13 protein-coding genes are annotated in these 18,281 nt (G+C 68.9%); 7 read left to right on the forward strand and 6 right to left on the reverse strand.

Annotated elements, in window-relative coordinates:
- Nucleotides 1-29: 29 nt before the first annotated feature.
- Entirely contained in the window at nt 30-2,126 is a 2,097-nt protein-coding gene (locus KIK15_RS11885; protein WP_214245278.1) for an MMPL family transporter, read from the forward strand.
- Nucleotides 2,127-2,318: 192 nt separating this feature from the next.
- Here KIK15_RS11885 and KIK15_RS11890 read toward each other — a convergent pair whose 3' ends face one another.
- From KIK15_RS11890 to KIK15_RS11900, 3 genes are all read right to left on the reverse strand, one after another.
- Nucleotides 2,319-2,933 carry a TetR/AcrR family transcriptional regulator gene (locus KIK15_RS11890; RefSeq protein WP_214244735.1) on the reverse strand — a complete coding sequence of 205 codons (615 nt, stop codon included), beginning with the start codon at nt 2,931-2,933 and terminating at the stop codon, nt 2,319-2,321.
- 55 nt (nt 2,934-2,988) lie between these two features.
- The gene (locus KIK15_RS11895; RefSeq protein ID WP_214244737.1) at nt 2,989-3,588 is read right to left on the reverse strand and encodes a TetR/AcrR family transcriptional regulator; all 600 of its coding nucleotides are present in this window, start codon (nt 3,586-3,588) and stop codon (nt 2,989-2,991) included.
- A gap of 541 nt (nt 3,589-4,129) precedes the next feature.
- The gene (locus KIK15_RS11900) at nt 4,130-5,335 is read right to left on the reverse strand and encodes a glycoside hydrolase family 3 N-terminal domain-containing protein (protein ID WP_214244739.1); all 1,206 of its coding nucleotides are present in this window, start codon (nt 5,333-5,335) and stop codon (nt 4,130-4,132) included.
- 23 nt (nt 5,336-5,358) lie between these two features.
- Between KIK15_RS11900 and KIK15_RS11905 the strand changes: the two genes are divergently transcribed.
- Both KIK15_RS11905 and KIK15_RS11910 read left to right on the forward strand, forming a co-directional pair.
- On the forward strand, nt 5,359-5,559 hold the full coding sequence (locus tag KIK15_RS11905) for a DUF2613 domain-containing protein (protein ID WP_214244741.1): 201 nt from the start codon (nt 5,359-5,361) through the stop codon (nt 5,557-5,559).
- Nucleotides 5,560-5,569: 10 nt separating this feature from the next.
- A complete protein-coding gene (locus KIK15_RS11910; protein ID WP_214244743.1) occupies nt 5,570-9,793 on the forward strand; it encodes an alpha-(1->3)-arabinofuranosyltransferase in 4,224 nt (1,407 codons plus the stop codon).
- Here the strand turns inward: KIK15_RS11910 and KIK15_RS11915 are convergent.
- A complete protein-coding gene (locus KIK15_RS11915) occupies nt 9,709-10,899 on the reverse strand; it encodes an acyltransferase (protein ID WP_214244745.1) in 1,191 nt (396 codons plus the stop codon). The genes KIK15_RS11910 and KIK15_RS11915 overlap by 85 nt on opposite strands.
- Before the next feature lie 128 nt (nt 10,900-11,027).
- On the opposite strand from KIK15_RS11915, the gene KIK15_RS11920 reads away from it, so the two are divergent.
- A complete protein-coding gene (locus KIK15_RS11920; protein WP_214244747.1) occupies nt 11,028-12,365 on the forward strand; it encodes a DUF3068 domain-containing protein in 1,338 nt (445 codons plus the stop codon).
- Nucleotides 12,366-12,379: 14 nt separating this feature from the next.
- Entirely contained in the window at nt 12,380-12,964 is a 585-nt protein-coding gene (locus KIK15_RS11925; RefSeq protein ID WP_214244748.1) for a hypothetical protein, read from the forward strand.
- Here the strand turns inward: KIK15_RS11925 and KIK15_RS11930 are convergent.
- Nucleotides 12,961-14,193 carry a polysaccharide biosynthesis protein gene (locus tag KIK15_RS11930; protein ID WP_214244750.1) on the reverse strand — a complete coding sequence of 411 codons (1,233 nt, stop codon included), beginning with the start codon at nt 14,191-14,193 and terminating at the stop codon, nt 12,961-12,963. The two genes, KIK15_RS11925 and KIK15_RS11930, sit on opposite strands and share 4 nt — an antisense overlap.
- Before the next feature lie 88 nt (nt 14,194-14,281).
- Between KIK15_RS11930 and KIK15_RS11935 the strand changes: the two genes are divergently transcribed.
- Nucleotides 14,282-15,331, forward strand: a complete 1,050-nt coding sequence (locus tag KIK15_RS11935; protein WP_214244752.1) for a DUF3068 domain-containing protein — start codon at nt 14,282-14,284, stop codon at nt 15,329-15,331.
- A gap of 58 nt (nt 15,332-15,389) precedes the next feature.
- Complete coding sequence (locus KIK15_RS11940; RefSeq protein WP_214244754.1) at nt 15,390-17,099, forward strand: hypothetical protein; 1,710 nt, start codon at nt 15,390-15,392, stop codon at nt 17,097-17,099.
- Here the strand turns inward: KIK15_RS11940 and KIK15_RS11945 are convergent.
- The gene (locus KIK15_RS11945; protein ID WP_214244756.1) at nt 17,056-18,249 is read right to left on the reverse strand and encodes a glycosyltransferase family 4 protein; all 1,194 of its coding nucleotides are present in this window, start codon (nt 18,247-18,249) and stop codon (nt 17,056-17,058) included. The two genes, KIK15_RS11940 and KIK15_RS11945, sit on opposite strands and share 44 nt — an antisense overlap.
- Between the last annotated feature and the right edge of the window lie 32 nt (nt 18,250-18,281).

Consider the following 18,281-nt stretch of genomic DNA (forward strand, 5'->3'; position numbering starts at 1 on the left):
AATCTGAGACTCTTTCCTTCGTGAACAACATCTGGGATCGCATCGCTGAATTGGTCACCGGTCGCCGCTCATGGGTGCTCGGCCTCGTCGTGTTCATCATCGGGGTGGGGGTGATCGGTTCGGCCGGGTCGGGGGGCACCACCAACGACTCACCCAACCAGTTGCCCAGCTCAGCGCAGTCCAAGCGCATCGACGCGTTCCTCGATGACTTCCCCGACGCCAAGATCAACACCGCCATCCTGGTGGTCGACCGCAGCGACGGCGGTGCCCTGTCGCCGACCGAGAAGGCCGCAGTCGGGGACGCACGCACCCGGATGCTCGCAGTGGATCGCAAACTGACCGTCGAGCCCACGTCCACCGGCGCACCGACGGTGATCACCTCGCCCGACTCGAAGGCGGCCATCGCCACGGTGCCGCTGTCGGCAGAGCTCAACGGATTCGATCTGCGTGACGCCGTGGACGCGCTGCGCACGGCAGCCGAGAAGGGCCTGCCCGCAGGACTTTCCGCGCATGTCACCGGCGGTCCGGCATTTGCCGCCGACATCGCCGACTCGTTCTCCGGCGCCAACGTCACCCTGCTGGCGGTGACGGGTCTGGTGGTGGCACTCCTGCTGATCGCCACCTATCGCTCGCCAGTGTTGTGGCTGGTCCCGCTGATCGTCATCGCGGTGGCCGACCGGCTGGCCACCACGGTGGGCGACAAGCTGTCCTCGCCGTTCGGGCTGGCATTTGACGGGTCCACCTCGGGTATCACCAGCGTCCTGGTCTTCGGTGCGGGCACCAACTATGCGCTGCTGCTCATCTCCCGCTACCGAGAAGAGTTGCGCCGCAACACAGATCACCGCGCGGCGCTGCGTATCGCGGTTCGCCGGGCAGGACCTGCGATCGTGGCCAGCAATGTGACCGTGGTTTTGGCGCTGCTGATGCTGCTGCTTGCCGCCCTGCCGAGCACCCGCAGCCTCGGCGCCTTCGCCTCGGTGGGCCTGCTGATCGCAGCGGTGTTCGTGCTGTTCGTGTTGCCGCCGGCGCTGGCGTTGTTCGGCCGGAAACTGTTCTGGCCATTTGTTCCCCAGCCCGATCACACCGATGCCGACGCCGTGGACACCATCGAATCCGGCCCATGGCACCGCGTCGCCGACCTGGTGGTGCGCCACCCGATCCGGTCGGTCGTCTCAGCCGTGGTGGTGTTGGCGGTGTGTGCCCTCGGGATCACCGGCGCGTCCATCGGCCTCACCCAAACCCAACAGTTCCGGGTGTCCGCCGACTCGGTCACCGGGTTCGACGTGTTGGATGAGCATTTCCCGGCCGGACAGTCCGATCCGACGACCGTGGTGGTGGCGACACCGACCGCAGGCGCGGCCGAGGCCACCTTGAAGGCCACCACCGGGGTGCAGTCGGTCACCCAGACCGGGAAATCCACAACAGGTTTCACCCGGTTCAGCGTGGTCCTGACATCGGCCCCAGCCTCATCGGGTGCCTTCGACAGTGTGCGCGACATGCGCTCGGGTCTGTCGAAGATCGACGGCGCGAAGGCCCTGGTGGGTGGCAGCGACGCGAAGGCGTTGGACTCACGCAACGCGGCCGGCGACGATCGCCTGCTGCTCATCCCGCTGATCTTGGCGGTCGTGCTGGCGGTGTTGTTCGCACTGTTGCGCGCGGTGATCGCGCCGCTGGTGTTGATCGCGGTGACGGTCAGCTCCACGCTGGCCGCGCTGGGGTTGGGTGCCTGGGTGAGCAAGAACGTGTTCGACTTCCCGGCCCTGGACAACAATGTTGCCCTGTTCGCGTTCCTGTTCCTGGTCGCGCTCGGTGTGGACTACACGATCTTCCTGGTCACCCGAGCCCGTGAGGAAAGCGCGCACCACGCGATCGCCCGCGCGATGACGCGAGCGGTCTCGGCCACCGGAGCGGTGATCACCAGCGCGGGCATCGTGTTGGCCGCAGTGTTCGCGGTGCTCGGGGTGCTACCGCTCATCACGCTCACCCAGCTGGGCATCATCGTGGGCCTGGGCATCCTGCTGGACACCTTCCTGGTGCGCACCGTGGTGGTACCTGCCCTGTTCACCCTCATCGGTGAACGGGTTTGGTGGCCGTCGCACCCCGGCACATCGCAGCCGAATACCTGACTCTTCCTTCACGCTGGTCAGGTGACGAACGTCCACATCCGGGTATCGAGATCGATTTCTGGACACTCATAGGTGAACGAGTTTGGTGGCCGCCGCACCCGAGCGGCCAGTCGGCGCCGCACTGGGGCTGACTTCCGCCCAACCGACGGGGATTACCGCCCAACCGACAGGGATTACCGCCCAGCCGACGGGTCAGGCGGATTCGGCGGTGACCTTTTTGACGCCGGCCAGACCATGCCAGCCCATGCCGACCATGATGTCGGTGGCGGTGTCGAGGTCGATGTCGCCTTCGGAGATGCGGTCGGCCACCGCCTCGCCTGCCCCGACCAGGGCTACGGCCATCAGCTCGAACTCAGCGTCGGTGGCACCGTCGATGGTGGTGCCGCGCCGCAGCAACTCGGCGATCATCTCGGTCAGCCGCGCTCGGGAGTCCTCGACCAGCGAAGTGAAGTTCGCCTGCCCGATGGCCACGCGGTAGAGCACCCGCCACGACGCGCGATGGGCATCGACGTAGCGAAGGAACTCGTAGATGACGGTGCGTGCCTGGTCGCGCTGCTTGAGCCGGGGATCGAACCCGACGCTCATCGCCTCGATGAACCGGCTGCCCTCACGCGCCAGGCACGCCGAGAACAGCTCGTCTTTGGATCCGTAGTAGAGGTAGAGCATCGGTTTACTGATGTCGGCCGCAGCGGCGATGGCATCCATCGAGGTCTCGCGATACCCGTTCTCGGCGAACACCTCCACGGCGGCATCGAGCATCTGTTGCTCGCGCACGGCGCGCGGAAGTCTCTTGGAACCTCCAGCCACGATTCTCACCGCCCCTCACCAACATCTCTGTCGGTCTAACTTACCAGGCAGTAAGTTAGGGCTGCTCGGCTCCGGCCTCACATCGGCCCACCGCATCGAGCGCGGCAGCCACGGTCACCTCGATCAGCGATGCGTCCACGCCACCGAGATCCGGCAGCAGCGTACGCAGCATCAGCGGGCCGATCAGCAGGTCGAACACGTTCTCCGGATTGCTCGGCGGGGTGATGTCGCCGCGCGCGACCGCCCGATCGAGCGCGGCGCGGACCGCAGCACGGCGCGGAAGCAGGAAATCATCGAACATCCGGGTACGCAGTGTGTCGTTGCGCGCACTTTCCTCGATCAACCCGGGTAACGCGCGCAACACCAGCGGGTCGGAGAAGAAATGGACTTGCTGGCGCTGGAACTCGCGGAGATCATCGGCCAGGGTGCCGGTGTCGGCAGGCGCGAGGCTGCTGCGCGAGGTCATCGCCGCAGCTACGACCTGTGCGAGCGAGGCGTAGCGCCGATAGATGGCGGGGCGGGTGGTGCCGGCGGCGCGGGCCACGGCGTCGATAGTGGTGGCGCCGTAACCGTTCTCGATGACCATTTTCGCCGCCTCATCGAGGATGGCGTCGTCGATCGAAGAATCTCGTGGGCGTCCGGTGTTGACCATCATACATTACAGACTGTAACGTAACGATGCATGAGGGCGACAGTAGCAGTGTGGAGGGACTCCGGTCTCGGGGGGCACTGCTCGGTCGGTCGGCTGGGGCAGTCCGATGGGTGAGGCCTTGATCTGGTCTGTCGGCATCGCAACGCTTGCGGTGTCGCTGGTCGTGTCAACGGTCACCCTCCTTGTGATTTCGCGGCTGAGGGACTCGGGGGAGGATCCGGATGCCGCGGAAAGTCAGGAGTTCCGCATCGACGCGGGGCACCTGACGCGTGGTGACCTACGGGCACTACGGGAATCCGAACGAATTTTACGTGGGGTATTTCGTTCGGATGTGCACCACACGTCGAGTCCGGGGGGACTCGACGCGGATCTTGCAGATCCCGGTGCATTTCCACGTAGTACTCGCTGATACGCGAGCTCTCTGGTCCTCCCGTGCGGGGAGGCACGACGAGGGCCAGAGCTCGCGGCACCACCGGAGTCGACGCGTGGTTCGGGGCCACCGTCACTCCTAGTCTTTGCGTTCACGGGCGCTCGCTGCTGAAACTCAGCAGCGGGCGCCCTGTGCGTTCAGGGTCCGAGCCACCGATGCATCCACCTGAGCCATCGGCAGCCGTTTCGACCGTACCGCCGCCGACAGAGCCGCGAGCACCGGCGGCACCTGTTCTGTGGACAACCACAACGCCAGGTCCGCCCCGGCAGACACCGCCCGAACCACCGCTTCGGGCACCCCATAGCGGGCGCTGATCGCCGCCATGCCACTGAGATCGTCGGTGAACACCGGCCCGTCGAACCCGACGCCCCGATATCCGACGCCTGTGCGCAGCAGGCGCATCGCGGCCGGCGAGATGCTGGCGGGGGTGTCGGGTCCGGTCAGCCCGGGCACGATGAGATGCCCCACCATCACCCCCACCCCGGGGCGATCGGCGCGCGCCGCCGTGTCACGCAGCAGCGACCGGTAGGGCACCAGGTCGTCGGTGACCAGTTGCGCCAACGGCGGGGTGCGCACCGTGCCGGTGTGCGAGTCACCCGAGCCGTGACCGTGCCCGGGAAAGTGTTTGAACACCGGCATCACCCCGGCCTCCCGCAGACCGGCGGCATACGCGGCGGCATATGTCGCCACCACGGCCGGATCATCGCTGAAAGACCGGTCCCCGATCACCTCGTCGGCGGGTTCGTCGCTGACGTCGGCGACCGGCGCGAAGTCGACTGTGATCCCCAACCGCAGCAGCTTCTGACCGGTGGTGAAACCGAGCCGCCGCACCTGCGCCGGGGTGCGGGTGGCCGCCAGGTCACGTGCCGTGGGGCTGTCGATGCCGAACGAACGCAGCCGCGACACCCGCCCGCCCTCCTGATCCACCGTCACCATCAGAGGCCGAGGCGACGACGCCCGAATGGCGGCCAGGCGACCGTCGGTGAGGATCGACTTGTCGGTGAAGCTGCCGACGAAGATGCCACCGACGTGATGCTCACGCACCACCGCAGCCGCATCATCGGGGCCGCTGACCCCCACCACCAGCATCGCGGCCAGCTTGTCGGGCACGCTCATCGACCGCACGGTCTGTGCCACGCAGCTCGACGTCGCAGCTGGGCTGGGCGCGGTGGGCGTCGACACCTGCGACGACCCGGAGGTGTCGACCGAGACCGTCGAGCGTGGCGAAGCGACCTGGGTGTCGCCTCCACAGGCAGCGACCGTCACTGCGCCGACCGTACTCAGCACGAGCGCGACCACCCGACGACATGGTGTGAGCATCACCAGATGGTAGTTTGACCGCCATGACCGACAACCGCCTCATCGCTGGATCCGTCGCGGGCATCCTCGGCGTCATCGTTGCCATCGCGGTGGTGTTCCTTGGCGGGTTCCTGGCCAGCGACGACACCCCGTCGACGTCGCTGAACAAGTTCAACGCCGACAACGGCTTCGTGCAGGGTTCGGTCGACTACGGCACCCGCGACAACGCCGGCACCCAGAACTGACCTTCGCTCCATGACGGGCGCACGCCTGTCGATCCGGGGTATCGGATGGGTGGTCCTGGCCGCAGCTGCGCTGTCCTTTGCGCAGTCACCCGGCCGGGTCGCCGCCGACACCAAACTCGACCTCACCGCCAACCCTGACGGTTTCCTCGCTCGCTCCCTGCACCTGTGGTCCTCGACCGCCCCGATGGGTCAGGTGCAAAACCAGGCGTACGGCTACCTGTTCCCGCACGGAGCGTTCTTCGCCCTCGGTGATCTGCTGGCGCTGCCCGCCTGGGTGACCCAACGGCTGTGGTGGACGGCGCTGCTGGCCATCGGGTTCATCGGCATCGTGCGGTTGGCCGAGACGCTGGGAATCGGTTCGCCCGGATCACGTCTGGTGGCAGCCACCGCGTTCGTGATCAGTCCTCGCGTGCTGTCCACCATCGGGTCCATCTCGTCGGAGACGTTGCCGATGATGCTGGCGCCCTGGGTGCTGATACCGGTGATCGTGGCACTCGATCCCATCGCCGTGAATCGCGCTGCACGCGACATGTCGTTGCGGCGCTTGGCGTTTCGATCGGCGCTGGCCGTGGCGGCGATGGGTGCGGTGAACGCGGTGGCCACCGCAGCAGCATGCACCCTCGCGATCGTGTGGTGGCTGGCACACCTGCCGATCAACGGTCGACCCATCCGACGCTGGCTGACGTTCAGTGCCTGGTGGGCTGGCGCAGTCGGGGTGGCGTGTCTGTGGTGGATCGTGCCGCTGCTGATCCTGTCGCAGGTCAGCCCCCCGTTCCTCGACTTCATCGAGTCGTCGCGGGTGACCACCCGCTGGACCTCGCTGACCGAGGTGCTGCGCGGCACCAGCTCGTGGACGCCGTTCGTCTCCCCCGACCGGGTGGCCGGCGGGCTGCTGGTGTCGCAGCCGGTGGCGGTGTTGGCCACCGGTGCGGTGGCCGCCGCAGGCCTGGCCGGGTTGGCGATGCGGGCGATGCCCACGCGTGGTCGCCTGGTGACCGCCCTGGGACTGGGACTGCTGCTGATGGGCCTGGGATACGCAGGCCAGTTGGGTTCGCCAGTGGCCGAACAGGTTCGGGTGTTCCTCGACGGCTCGGGTGCCCCACTACGCAACGTCCACAAACTCGACCCGCTGATCCGGATACCGCTGGCGCTGGGTATCGCACACCTGCTGGCGCGGGCCCCGCTGCCGGGCGCCGTGCGGTGGTCGACGGTCGGCGCCGCGCTGGCCCGCCCCGAACGGTCGCGGTTGGTGCCGGCCGCGTTGGCCGTCATCGTCGTCATCGTCGGAGCGGGGTCGCTGGCGTGGACGGGGTCGCTGGCCCCACCGGGCACCTACCGCTCCACGCCGTCGTATTGGCAGCAGACCGCCGACTGGCTTCGTGAGCATGCCGAGCCGTCCGGTCATCCGGCGCGCGCGCTGATCGTTCCCGGTGCGCCATTTGCCTTCTCGCAATGGGGGTTGACCCGCGACGAACCCATCCAACCGCTGATGAGCACACCGTGGGCGGTGCGCGACGCCATCCCGCTGGTGCCGCCCGGGGCGATCCGGGCGATGGACTCGGTGCAGCGGCTGATCGCCGACGGACGCGGTTCAAGCGGCCTGGCGCCGACCTTGGCCCAGCAGGGTTTTGGGTACGTGGTGCTGCGCGCCGACCTGGCCCCGGCCGAATCCGACTCGGCCCGACCGATCCTGGCCCAGCAGGCGCTGCGATCCTCGCCGGGCCTGGTTCAGGTGGCCCGGTTCGGTCCGCTGGTCGGGCCCCGACACGTGCGCAACGTGGTGGGCGACGACGGCCTGATCCCGCCGGTGCCGGCGATCACGGTCTACGCGGTACGGCCCGCCGCGCTCAACGGCACCGGACCGACGCTGGTCGACCTCGACACCATGCCCCGGGTGGCCGGGGGCCCCGAATCGTTGGCGCGACTGTCCGAACACGCTGCCCTACAGGGACGCTCACCGCTGGGGCCGGTGCTGCTGGGCGCCGATGCGACCCGCGCCGGGCTACCGGGCGCACCGGTCACCGTCACCGACACCCCCGCCGACCGCGAGACCAACTTCGGGCGGGTCGACGATCACAGCTCGGCGGTCCGAGCGGCCGGTGACCCTCGGCGCACCCAGAACTCGGTGCCCGACTATCCGGTGCCGGACACCGACCGCGTTCAGGGCCAGTGGCTGCTCAACGGTCAACCCGGCCAGGTACGGGTCACCGCATCCGGATCTGCCTCGGATGCAACGCAACTCGGGCAGAGCGTGCCCGCCGCCTCGCCGGTAGCCGCGTTCGACGGCAACCCGAACACCGCGTGGGTCAGCCGTGACCTCGACCGCGCGGTGGGCCAATGGTTGCAGGTCGACTTCACCGCACCGCGTCGTGATCTGTCGGTGAGCGTCACCGTGGGAAAGGGGTTGGGCGCGCAGGTGACCAGTCTGCTGGTGAGCACCGAGGCCGGGACCACCGTCGCCCAGGGTGTGCGCGCCGGTGACCCGGTGACGATCGTGGCCCCCGCCGGTCGCACCCGTTGGCTGCAGGTACGGGCCATTGGTACCGAGAATGGAGGCCCCGGAAGCCAATTCGCCGTCGATGAGCTGTCGTTGACGCAGGGGGGCACTGCTGCACCACTGTCGATCACCCATGCCACGGTGCTCCCGAAGGCAACAGGTGAGGTGGATGCCTGGGATCTGGGCCAGGAACTCGGCGGACGCGGCGACTGCGCGGTCACCGACATCACCCGATGCTCACCGGCGTTGGCGCTGGCACCGGAGGAACCGTCGAGATTCCAACGCACGCTGTCGGTTCCGCAGGCCGGCGCGGTGACCCCATATGTGTGGGTACGAGCGCGGGCGGGCAGCGCGTTGACTCCACTGCTGGCCGATCCCACGCATCCGCAGGCCACCGGCGCTGCGGCCACCACCGACCCGCGCGGCTCGGCTGCCGCCGCCGTCGACGGCGATCCGGGCACCACCTGGGTGGCCTCGGATTCATCGGCCACCCCCGGCGCCCCGCCGCCGACCATCGACATCACCCTGCCCACACCTCGCCGGGTGACCGGTCTGACCGTTGCGGTGCCGCAGGGTCGCTATCCGGCGGCGCCGAAGAGGATCGCCGTGGACCTGGGTACCGGGCGCCAGATCCGGACGGTCAACGCCGGCGGTGTCATCGACCTCGACCCGGCGGTGACCGACCGGATCCGGGTGTCGGTGATCGAGGCCGCCCCCCTGGTCAACGTCAACAGCCTCGGCTTCGCTTCCCCCGCGCCGACCGGGTTGGCTGAGGTGAGCGTGCGGGTCGACGGCCCCGCGCTTGGTGTCCCCGACCCCGATCGGGTGGTGCGGGTGGGCTGCGACGACGGGCTGTCGTTGTCCGTCGGTGCCACCCGGGTGGGTCTGTCGGTGACGACCACGGCCCGTCAGTTCCTCTCTGGCGCACCGGTTTCCGCGGTTGTATGTGCGAGCGGACCGCTGTCGTTGCCGGCCGGGTCGGTGTCGGTGGCGGTCGATCCCGGGTCGGCGCTCACCGTCGACTCGTTGCGTCTGGAGCGGGTCGGCTCCGCAGCCACCGGGCCCAGCCGCGTCAGCGTGCCCCAGGTGACGCGGTGGTCGAACGATCATCGGCGCGTGGTGCTCGCCGCCGCGGACACTGCGAGGGTGCTGACCGTGCCGGAGTCGACGAATCCCGGCTGGCGGGCGCGGGCGGGCGCGACCGCATTGACGCCCATCGTCATCAACGGATGGCAGCAGGGCTGGATCGTCCCGGCCGGGGTGAGCGGTCCGGTCACCATCGCCATGGGTGCCGACGGGGGCTACCGGGCGGCATTGCTGATCGGGTTGACGGCCTTGGTGGTCGTGGTGGCCGGTGCGGTGCTCCCGGCACGAGCACGGGCGGCCGCGCGGCTGGCCACGATGGCCGCGCCGCCCCCGCTGCACGCGGGCTGGGTGAGCACCACAGCAATCATTGCCGCAGCCGGACTGCTCTGCGGGGTAACCGGATTGGTGGTGTCACTGGGCGCGGTGGCCCTGGTGCACCGACTGCGCCGGGACCACCCTCGCGTGATACCCGCGCTCGCCGCGGGCGTTTTCGTCGTGGCCGCGGCCGGACTATCCAGCGGCCCATGGGCCTCGGGGTCGCCGTATGTCGGCTTCAACTGGTGGGTTCAGCTCCCCGCACTGGTCGCGATCAGCGTGGTGTTCGCATCCGCCGCCTGGCCCGATCGACGCTGCGAACGACGAGATTCATAGGCGCGCAACCACTGTCGGGCTGGCTCTTCGATGAAGCCGTAGCTGGCCGCGGCCACCGCCACGCTGAGCACCACGGTGATCGGCCAGATGAGCCAGAATGCGCCCGAGGCGAACCCGAACAGGGCGAAGACCACCGACAGCACCGCCAGGTGCCAGATGAAGATCGCGTAGGACCACCGCCCCAGCGCCTGCATGGGCGCCGACTCCAACCACCGCGATCGGCCCGGCGGGGCCAACACCAGCGGCGCCAACAACGCGAAACCCAGCAGCGCCCCCAGGACCATCTTGCCGACGAACGCCGACGAGGACACCGCGTCCAGACCTGTCGGTCCGGCCAGCGGCGTGCAGGCGGCCACATAGAGCACCAGCGCCACCGGCAGCATCACCCGACGATCCACCAGCAGCCGGTGAACACCGTTGGTGGGCCTGCTCACCCCATGCCAGATCACCGACAACTCGGCCAACACCATGCCCGCGACGAACCACGGCAGATGTCCGGGCAACCACCCGGTGGCCGAGACACCGGCGGTCAGCGGAAATCCGGCTGCGATGGGCGCCCAGACCAGACTGAGCAGCCCGACGCCCAGCAGCACCGGCACCCGCAGCCGCGCACGAGGACCCCGCAGACGCGCGAATCCCAGCGCCACGAACGGCAACACCGCATAGAAGGACACCTCGACGGCCAGACTCCACATCTGGGTCAGCCCACCGGTCAACGTGTAGGGCACGTAGATCTGCACCAGGAACAGGTTGGCCAGCCACACCTGCAGATCGGCCCCGCGGGCCACCGGCAACAGCGACAACACCACAACAACCACCACCACATACGCGGGCCAGATGCGTACCACGCGGTGACGGAAATAGCGGCGAATCGAGGCCGCCGCCGGTCCACCGCGGGCAGCCACCGCGTGCGGACGCCACAGCAAGAATCCCGAGAGCGCGAAGAACACGGCTACCGCCATGTCGAGACGACCGAGCACCGCACCCAGCGGGGAGCCGTCGACGAGGTTGGTTTGGAACGCCACGTGCGTGGTCAGCACCCCGAGCGCCGCCACCGCGCGGACGCCCTCCAGCGCGGGAAAGAATGCGCGTTGCGCTGCAGTCATGGGCCAAAACTACCCGGGCACGCCCGGGGCGAAACGTCGCGAACTGTTAGTCTCCCTGCGAAGGAGGCACCGGGCGGGCTACGTGCGCCCCAGGGTCTCGATCACGACGATCAAGGAGCGTACGCACCATGGCCAGTGGCCGCCTGTCGGTGAAAGAACTCGTGGGGCCGGTGCTCATCTTCGTCGGAGCCCTGCTGTTGGTCGTGGCGATCGCGCTGCCGCTGTACCTGGTGGGTCAGCTGAAGAAGGCCCCGATGGACACCGACTACACCACGGTGTCGGCGGCGCAGCGAGTCGACGGAGTGGGCACCGATGCGTTGCCTGCGCAGATCCTCAACCCGTGTTCGCTGACGTCGGACAAGCCCGAGGTGTCCGACGCCGCGCTGACCCGTCAGCAGCGGGTGGTCGCCGTCAAGCCTGCTGGTTCGTCGAAGATCACCTACCAGGCCGGTACGTCGATCAAGATCGACAAGGTCGCGATCTCCGGTGAGACCGTCACCCCCAGCGCCGACGCCAGCGGCGGCGGCTGCCTGGGTTCGCTGTACTCGGCCACCAAGGATCGTGTGACCACCGACCGTACCTCCGGTGAGGCCAAGGTCAGCGGTGGCGGCAGCTCCGAGGTGCTCGTCGACTCCGCCGACAAGTCGATCACCATCCCCGACCGCAAGGGTCTGCAGTACCGCTTCCCCTTCGACGCCGAGAAGAAGTCGGGTTACCTGTACTTCGACCTGACCACCCGCACCTCGAGCCCCCTGAAGTTCGTCGACACCGCCGAGGTGAGTGGTGTGAAGGTCAACCACTACCGCGTGGAGGTACCCGAGGCCGACCTGGGCAACCAGCAAGGCGCCAACGGTCAGCCGTTGGCCGGGGCCACCCTGAGCAAGCCCGCCGCGTTCTTCGGTGGGTTCCCCGGCATCGACAAGGCACAGGCGTTGACCGCCAACCTGTTCCACAAGGGCACCTACGACCTGTACGTGGACCCCAAGACCGGCACCATCATCAACACCCGTGAGCGGATCGAGGAGTACTACAAGTTCTCCGGCATCAGCGACGACTCCCCCGCCGCCCTGCGTGACTACAAGCTGACCAAGCTCGACGTCACCTTTGCCTACGACCAGAAGACACAGGAGTCGCGCGCATCTGCCGCCAAGGATCAGCAGTCGCCGATCACCCTGTGGGGCCGCTGGTTGCCGATCCTGTTCGGCGTGCTGGGTCTGGTCGCCCTCATCGGCGGCATCGTGGTGCTGTTCCGCTCGCCGGCTACCGCCGGTGGCGGCGCCGACGACGACCCCTACTACCCGGTGGCCACCCCGGACGACGCCAATCGGTTCCGTGACGTGGGCGACGCACCGACCACCACCATCCCGAACCTCAGCAAGGACACCGGCGGAACCGAGGGCGGCTACGACGAGGACCCGACCCAGAACATCCCGCGTCAGGACTGGACCGACCCCGACAAGCGCTAGCGCACCTCGCTGAGGTGGTTCTGCTCGACGTAACCGTCCCCGACAAGTCGGCCGGCTCCCGCCTCGGCGGTGCGCCGCCGAAATGGTTCGACGGCAACGATGTGCTCGACAGTCATCACTACCTGTTGACCCTCGAGTCGGGTCTCACCGAGTGGCAGTGCGGGCGAGAGGCATCGGTGTTCGTCAGGCGGGACTTCGAGTTCGGCGCATCCGATGCAGCGCTCGAGTACCCGGACATCCCGATCCGAACCGTGTTGCATCCGCCTTCACCGCGCAGTTCGCGATCGCGCGGTCGTCACCCAGGGTTGGCGAGCATGGCGTTGACGGTTCGTGATCGCGAGGACGCCCAGGCACCGTTTCTCCGGGTGGGTGAGCCGCGCGTCCTCATCCAGAACGAGCCTTCCTACGCGAGCGCTGTCGAGGCCGACGGACACCGGTTCCTGTTTCAGCTCGACGAAGACGGCTGGCCGGTCCCGCCGTCGCCGGCGGGCGAGGTCGTCGACCAGTACTTGTTCGGATACGGCTCGGTGTACTTCTACGGTTCGCCGGGACCTCGTGGATGCATCGACGACGTCGTGGTCGGCTTCTTCGACTTCTAGGTGCCCTCCACGCCAGGCGAGACGCAAGCAGCGCCGGGTCGCAACGCGAGGGCCACGGTCAGGGTCGCCGAGACCGCCGCGGCACCGGCTGCGATCACCGCGAGGCCGGCCACCGAGTGCGCCAGGGTGAGCATCAGCAGCACCTCGACGACGACCACCACCCAGGCGACCACGGAGATATGGGTGCGGTGGCGTGCGATGGCGGCCAACAGCGCCACCTGCAGCACCGCCAGCGCGGCACCGGTGAGGGCGAACAGCCACAACAGTCCGGCCACCGGTCGGTAGTCCGGGCCGACGACGACCGGAACCAGCGGGCCCCCGATCAGCGCGGCCAGCGCGCTCGCCCCGCCCAACACCACGAGGACCGCGACCGATCGGCGCAGCGCTCGGGGCGAGCGTTGCGCATCGGCGAGGCGGGGGAACACCACCAGCGCGACGGCCTGCGGCAACCAGAACGCCACCTTGGTGGCGATGGTGCCCAGCGCGTACACCCCGGAGTCGTTGGCGCTCAACACTACTCGCGCCATCACCAGATCGATCGACGAAGCCACCACCAGCACCAGCTGCACCTGGGTGGCCTGCACCACCGACACCACCGACATCGCCGCCGACGCGCGCGCTTCCGATATGACGCCCCCGACCGATGTTGCGCCCCCGATTGCCCGCCACCCCACCACCGCGGCCGCCACCGCCGTACCCGTCGCCGAAGCCGCCAACGCACCGGCCGGCCCGGCGCCGGCCGCCAGCACCGCGATCGCCGGTATGGCCCGCACCATCCCGACCATGGCGATCACCCAGGCCAACGTGTGGAACTGGTTGTGGCCCTGCAGGATTCCCTGACCAACCGAGATGAGGACCAGCAGGGGCGCACATGTGAACGCTGCGAGGGTGGCCCAGAACCCGGTGTGCGCGATCGCCATCATCGGCCACAGCGCCACTGCGGCCATCACCGACACCACCGCTGCTGTCCGCAGGCCCAGCGCCACGATCACCCGCACCGGGGTACCGGTGACCATCTCTCGCGCGGCCACCGCCTGTAACGCCAGCGCAGGCACCCCGAGGATGAGGATGGACTGCAGCAGCACCGCGAACTCGCCGTACGCATCCGGCGCCAACCAGCGTGAGGCAGGCAGATGCACCAGGTAGGCGGCCACATTGGCCACCATCGACCCCACTGCGACCTGCCCGAGGGCGGTCAACGTGGATGACGTGCGTGCGGAGGTGACCATCGAGCATCGATGGTGTCAGAAGGTGGCGGTGACGGTGCCGCCAGGCATCCGACCGGCGTCTCGATGGCGCGGACCCTACGATTCGACCATGGCGTCCATGATCGCGGGGCACGACGACGAGACCGGCTCGAACGACGCCACCGCCGCAACCCCGCCGCGCGACACCCGCTGGTCGGCTGCGACGGGTCGCCGCGTGGGCCTCGGCGCGGTCTTCGCGGCGACCTTCCTGATGTCGACAGCGGTCCTGCTGCCCACGGTCACCGTCCCGACTCTGAAGAAGCTCCCCTCAGATCTGGACCGCAGCGCCAACCTCGAGGCCACCGACGCACAGGTCCTCGACATCCCGCGCTTGATCCGAGGGGATCTGCGACCCGACACCGGGGTGCCGTTGCGTCTGGACGCCCGAGTCACCACGGCCGAACCGACCGACGACCGCACGGTGACGTTCGTCGCCACCCAGCGCATGATCCGCACCGACCGCATCGGCGGAGAACGTGTGGTCAACGGTTTCGTCGACTGGGTGACCTTGGATCGTCGCTCGACCAAACCCGTCACCGGCGGCGTAGCACGCACCCAGTACACCGACGACCCTCCGGTGGACCTGCCGCGCAGTGGATATCAATACACGTTCCCATTCGACACGGGGAAACGGGACTACGACTACTACGACCCGGGCGCCCAGGTGAGCACCCCGGCGGTCTACCTCGATGATCGCCGCACCATCGGCGGGTTGCGGGTCTATCACTTCCGGCAGGTCATCCCGGTCCGCGACGTCTCCAGCCCGCAGCGGGCCGGCAGCCGATTGAAGATCCCGGTGGTCATCGCAGGGCGCACACGCGACGTGGACATGAACCTGTCCTACGGCGTCTCCCGCGAGATCTGGGTGGAACCGCGCACCGGGATCATGATGGACCGCACCGAGAACATCGACGTCCGCTATGTCGGAGGCGGGGTCTCGGTGCAGCTGATCAAGGCACGGCTGCACTACACCGAGAAGCAGGCCCGCGACCTACGGTCCACAGCGCAGGAGGCCACACTGCAGCTGGAGTTGGGACGCCGCTGGATCCCGATCGGCCTGGGTGCCCTGGGTCTGGCCTGCCTGATCGGTGGGGGCGTAGTGCTGCGCCGCCCGCGCTGAGCGTCTGCACCAACCGCAGCGTCGCGACCGGCCTGAGCGTCACCTAGGGTCGACACCCATGACCCGCCGTCGTGAGCTGCTCGGGCTGACGGCCATCAGTGTGGGTACCGCCCTCGCCGTCACCGCCCCGCTGCTCGGCGGCGGCTACCTGCTCTACCGCGACGCGGTGTCCACCCCCCGCAGCTACATCACCGACACCGCGTTGGGTATCACCGACTCCCCCGCCCGCGCGGTGCCGCAGGACTGGGTGATCGCGTTGGCCAGCGCAGTTGTCGACGGTGGTGTGGTTGTCGCCGGGTTGACGCTGGCGGCGCTGGTGCTGGCCGGCGTGGGGGCGGGCTGCCTGGCTCGGGTGGTACTGCCTGGGTCGGGGTGGGCGGGCTCGTACGCGGCGGCCATCCTGGCGATCTGGAATCCCTTTGTCGCCGAACGCCTGTTGCAGGGTCAGTGGAGCCTGCTGATCGGCTACGCCGCCCTGTGCCCGATCATCCTGGCCGCCATGGGTTTTCGTCGTAGACCGGGTGTGGTGACCGGCGGGGCCGTGTTGGGGTGGGCGGCGGTGGCCGCGTTCACTCCCACTGGCGGTCTGCTGGCGGTGCTCACGGTGTTGGCGGTGGCAGTGATCCCGCTGCTGCGGGCTCACCGATTCACCGACAGCGCAACAGCTTTCGCACTCGCAGCGATCGTCAACCTGCCGTGGGTGGTGGCCTCGGCTGTCTCGTCGGCGGCACTGACATCCGATGGCGGGGCGGTGGATGCCTTCGCCGCCCGAGCCGAACCGGCGCTGGGCACGCTGGGCACTCTGGCCGGCCTGGGCGGTATCTGGAACGCCGACGCGGTACCGGGCACCCGCACCACCGGGTGGGCCCTGGTGGCCACTGGATGCCTGCTGGCGGTGGTGGCGGTGGGTGCTCCAGGTTTGTGGCGGCGGCGGCATCGTCTACCGGTGGTGGTGGAAACTGCCACGCTGGCAGTGACGGCGCTGCTCGTGATCGCATTGGCCGCCACCGGTCCGGGTCGAATCGTGCTGCGTGCGCTGATCGAGGTGGCGCCCGGTGCCGGCCTGCTACGTGACACCAGCAAGTTCGTGGCGCTGGCGGTTCCGGCCTACGCCTTGGCTGCGGCTGCGGCGGTCGGGGTGCTGGGACAGTTCGTCCCGCGCGGGTTGGGGCTGATCGGGGTGGCCGCGCTGGTGGTACTGCCGCTGCCCGATCTCGCGGGGCTCGGCGGCACAGTGCACACGGTCAGCTATCCCCGCGACTTCGACGCCGTCGCCCGCATCGTCAGCGCCGACGACGGGGACATGCTGGTGCTGCCGCCGGGCATCAACCGGCGGTTCGCGTTCACCGACGGGGTGGTGTCGCTGGATCCGACACCCCGGCTGGTTCGAGCATCAGTGCTGCTCGACGGCGGGCTGCGAGTGAACGGTCGCGTCATCGACGCGCCGGGCGACCGCTCGCGGGCCACCCTGGCGACCCGCGCGGCCACCGCGCCCGCGCCCGGTCGCGCGCTGGCCGCCCTCGGGGTGGGGTGGGTGGTGTGGGAACGCAGCACCTCCGCGCGTCCCACCGGCTTGCCGATCGCCTACCGGGGCACCGATCTCGAGCTGTACCGCGTGCCCGACGCCGCCGATCGCGGCGCTGGATCGGCCGCACGGGTGGCTGCGTGGGCGGCGCATCTGGCGTGGCTGGCGATGCTGGTGGCCGGCGCTGGGTGCGGTGTGCTCAGGGCGCGACGGGTTGCGCCGGTGCCGCCGAGCAGTCGCTGACCGGTCGGGCACACACCTGGTTCACCACGTCGAGCACCACGTCGGTGGTAGCCGCCCACGAATACCGGGCCGCCCGCCGCTGCGCCGCCCGCCCCAGTTCACGTCGATGCTCGGCGTCGAGCAGCAATTGTTCTGCGCTGCGAGTCATGTCGTCGTTGTCGTGCGCCAGCAGCCCGGTCACCCGATCGACGATGGAGTCGGTGAGACCCCGTGAGGCGTGGTAGCCGATGGTGGGCACCCCATGTTGGGCGGCTTCGATGACCGCGAGACCCCAGCCCTCGGTGCGCGACGGCATCAGGTGCACATCACAACCGGCGATGATCTGGTGTTTGCGAACCTCATCGACGTGCCCATGAAAGGTGACGTGCGGAACCACATCCAGCTCGGTGAGCATGGCGCGCAAGCGATCTCGCCACCAGCCGTCGCCGACCACGTGCAGGTGCACGTCGTGGCCGCGACGACGCAACGTGGCCAACGTGGTGATCGCGTCCTCGATCTGTTTGTGCGGCACCAGCCGCGACACCACGCACAATCGCAGTCCCGGCGCACCGGCCAACCCGAGCGGCCCCGGCAGCACGGGGATGGGATCGATGCCGTTGCGGGCCACAGTGATCCGTTCGCCTTCCACACCCAGCGCGCGCAGGTCGGCGGCCGAGGGATCGGAGACGGTGAGGTAGCGGTTGCGGCGGTGCGCGCGCGGGGACACCGTCGACTCCAGGAACCACCCGATGCGGCCCAACAGCCGACCGGCCACCGGCCACTGCGCTCGGTGGCAGTGATGCACCAACAGCACCGTCGGCGCGTCGGCCACGAGCGTGGCGAAGAACGGGATGCCGTTCTGGGTGTCGATGACGGCATCGAAGCGGCGCCCGGCCAGCGGGCCGCGACCGAGTCGTCCGGCGGCGATGGCAAGCAGCGCGCGCGGGTACACCGACAGCCGACCGCCGCCGCGGCTGACGAACATTCCGTCGACGGTCTCGCTGCGCGGCGCGCCTGGGTAGGACGCGGTGCGGTAGGTGACCGCTACGCCGCGGCGGGCCAGCTCAGCGCCCACCCGTTCCAAGTAACGCTCGCTGCCCCCACCCTGGGGGTGCCCGCTGTCCCGCCAGCACAGCAGCAACACCTCGCGGGGTGCGGGCTGCGGATTCACCCCGAGAGGGTATCCCGCAGCGCCGGCGAGTC

Source organism: Williamsia sp. CHRR-6, assembly GCF_018474015.1.
GTDB lineage: Bacteria > Actinomycetota > Actinomycetes > Mycobacteriales > Mycobacteriaceae > Williamsia_A.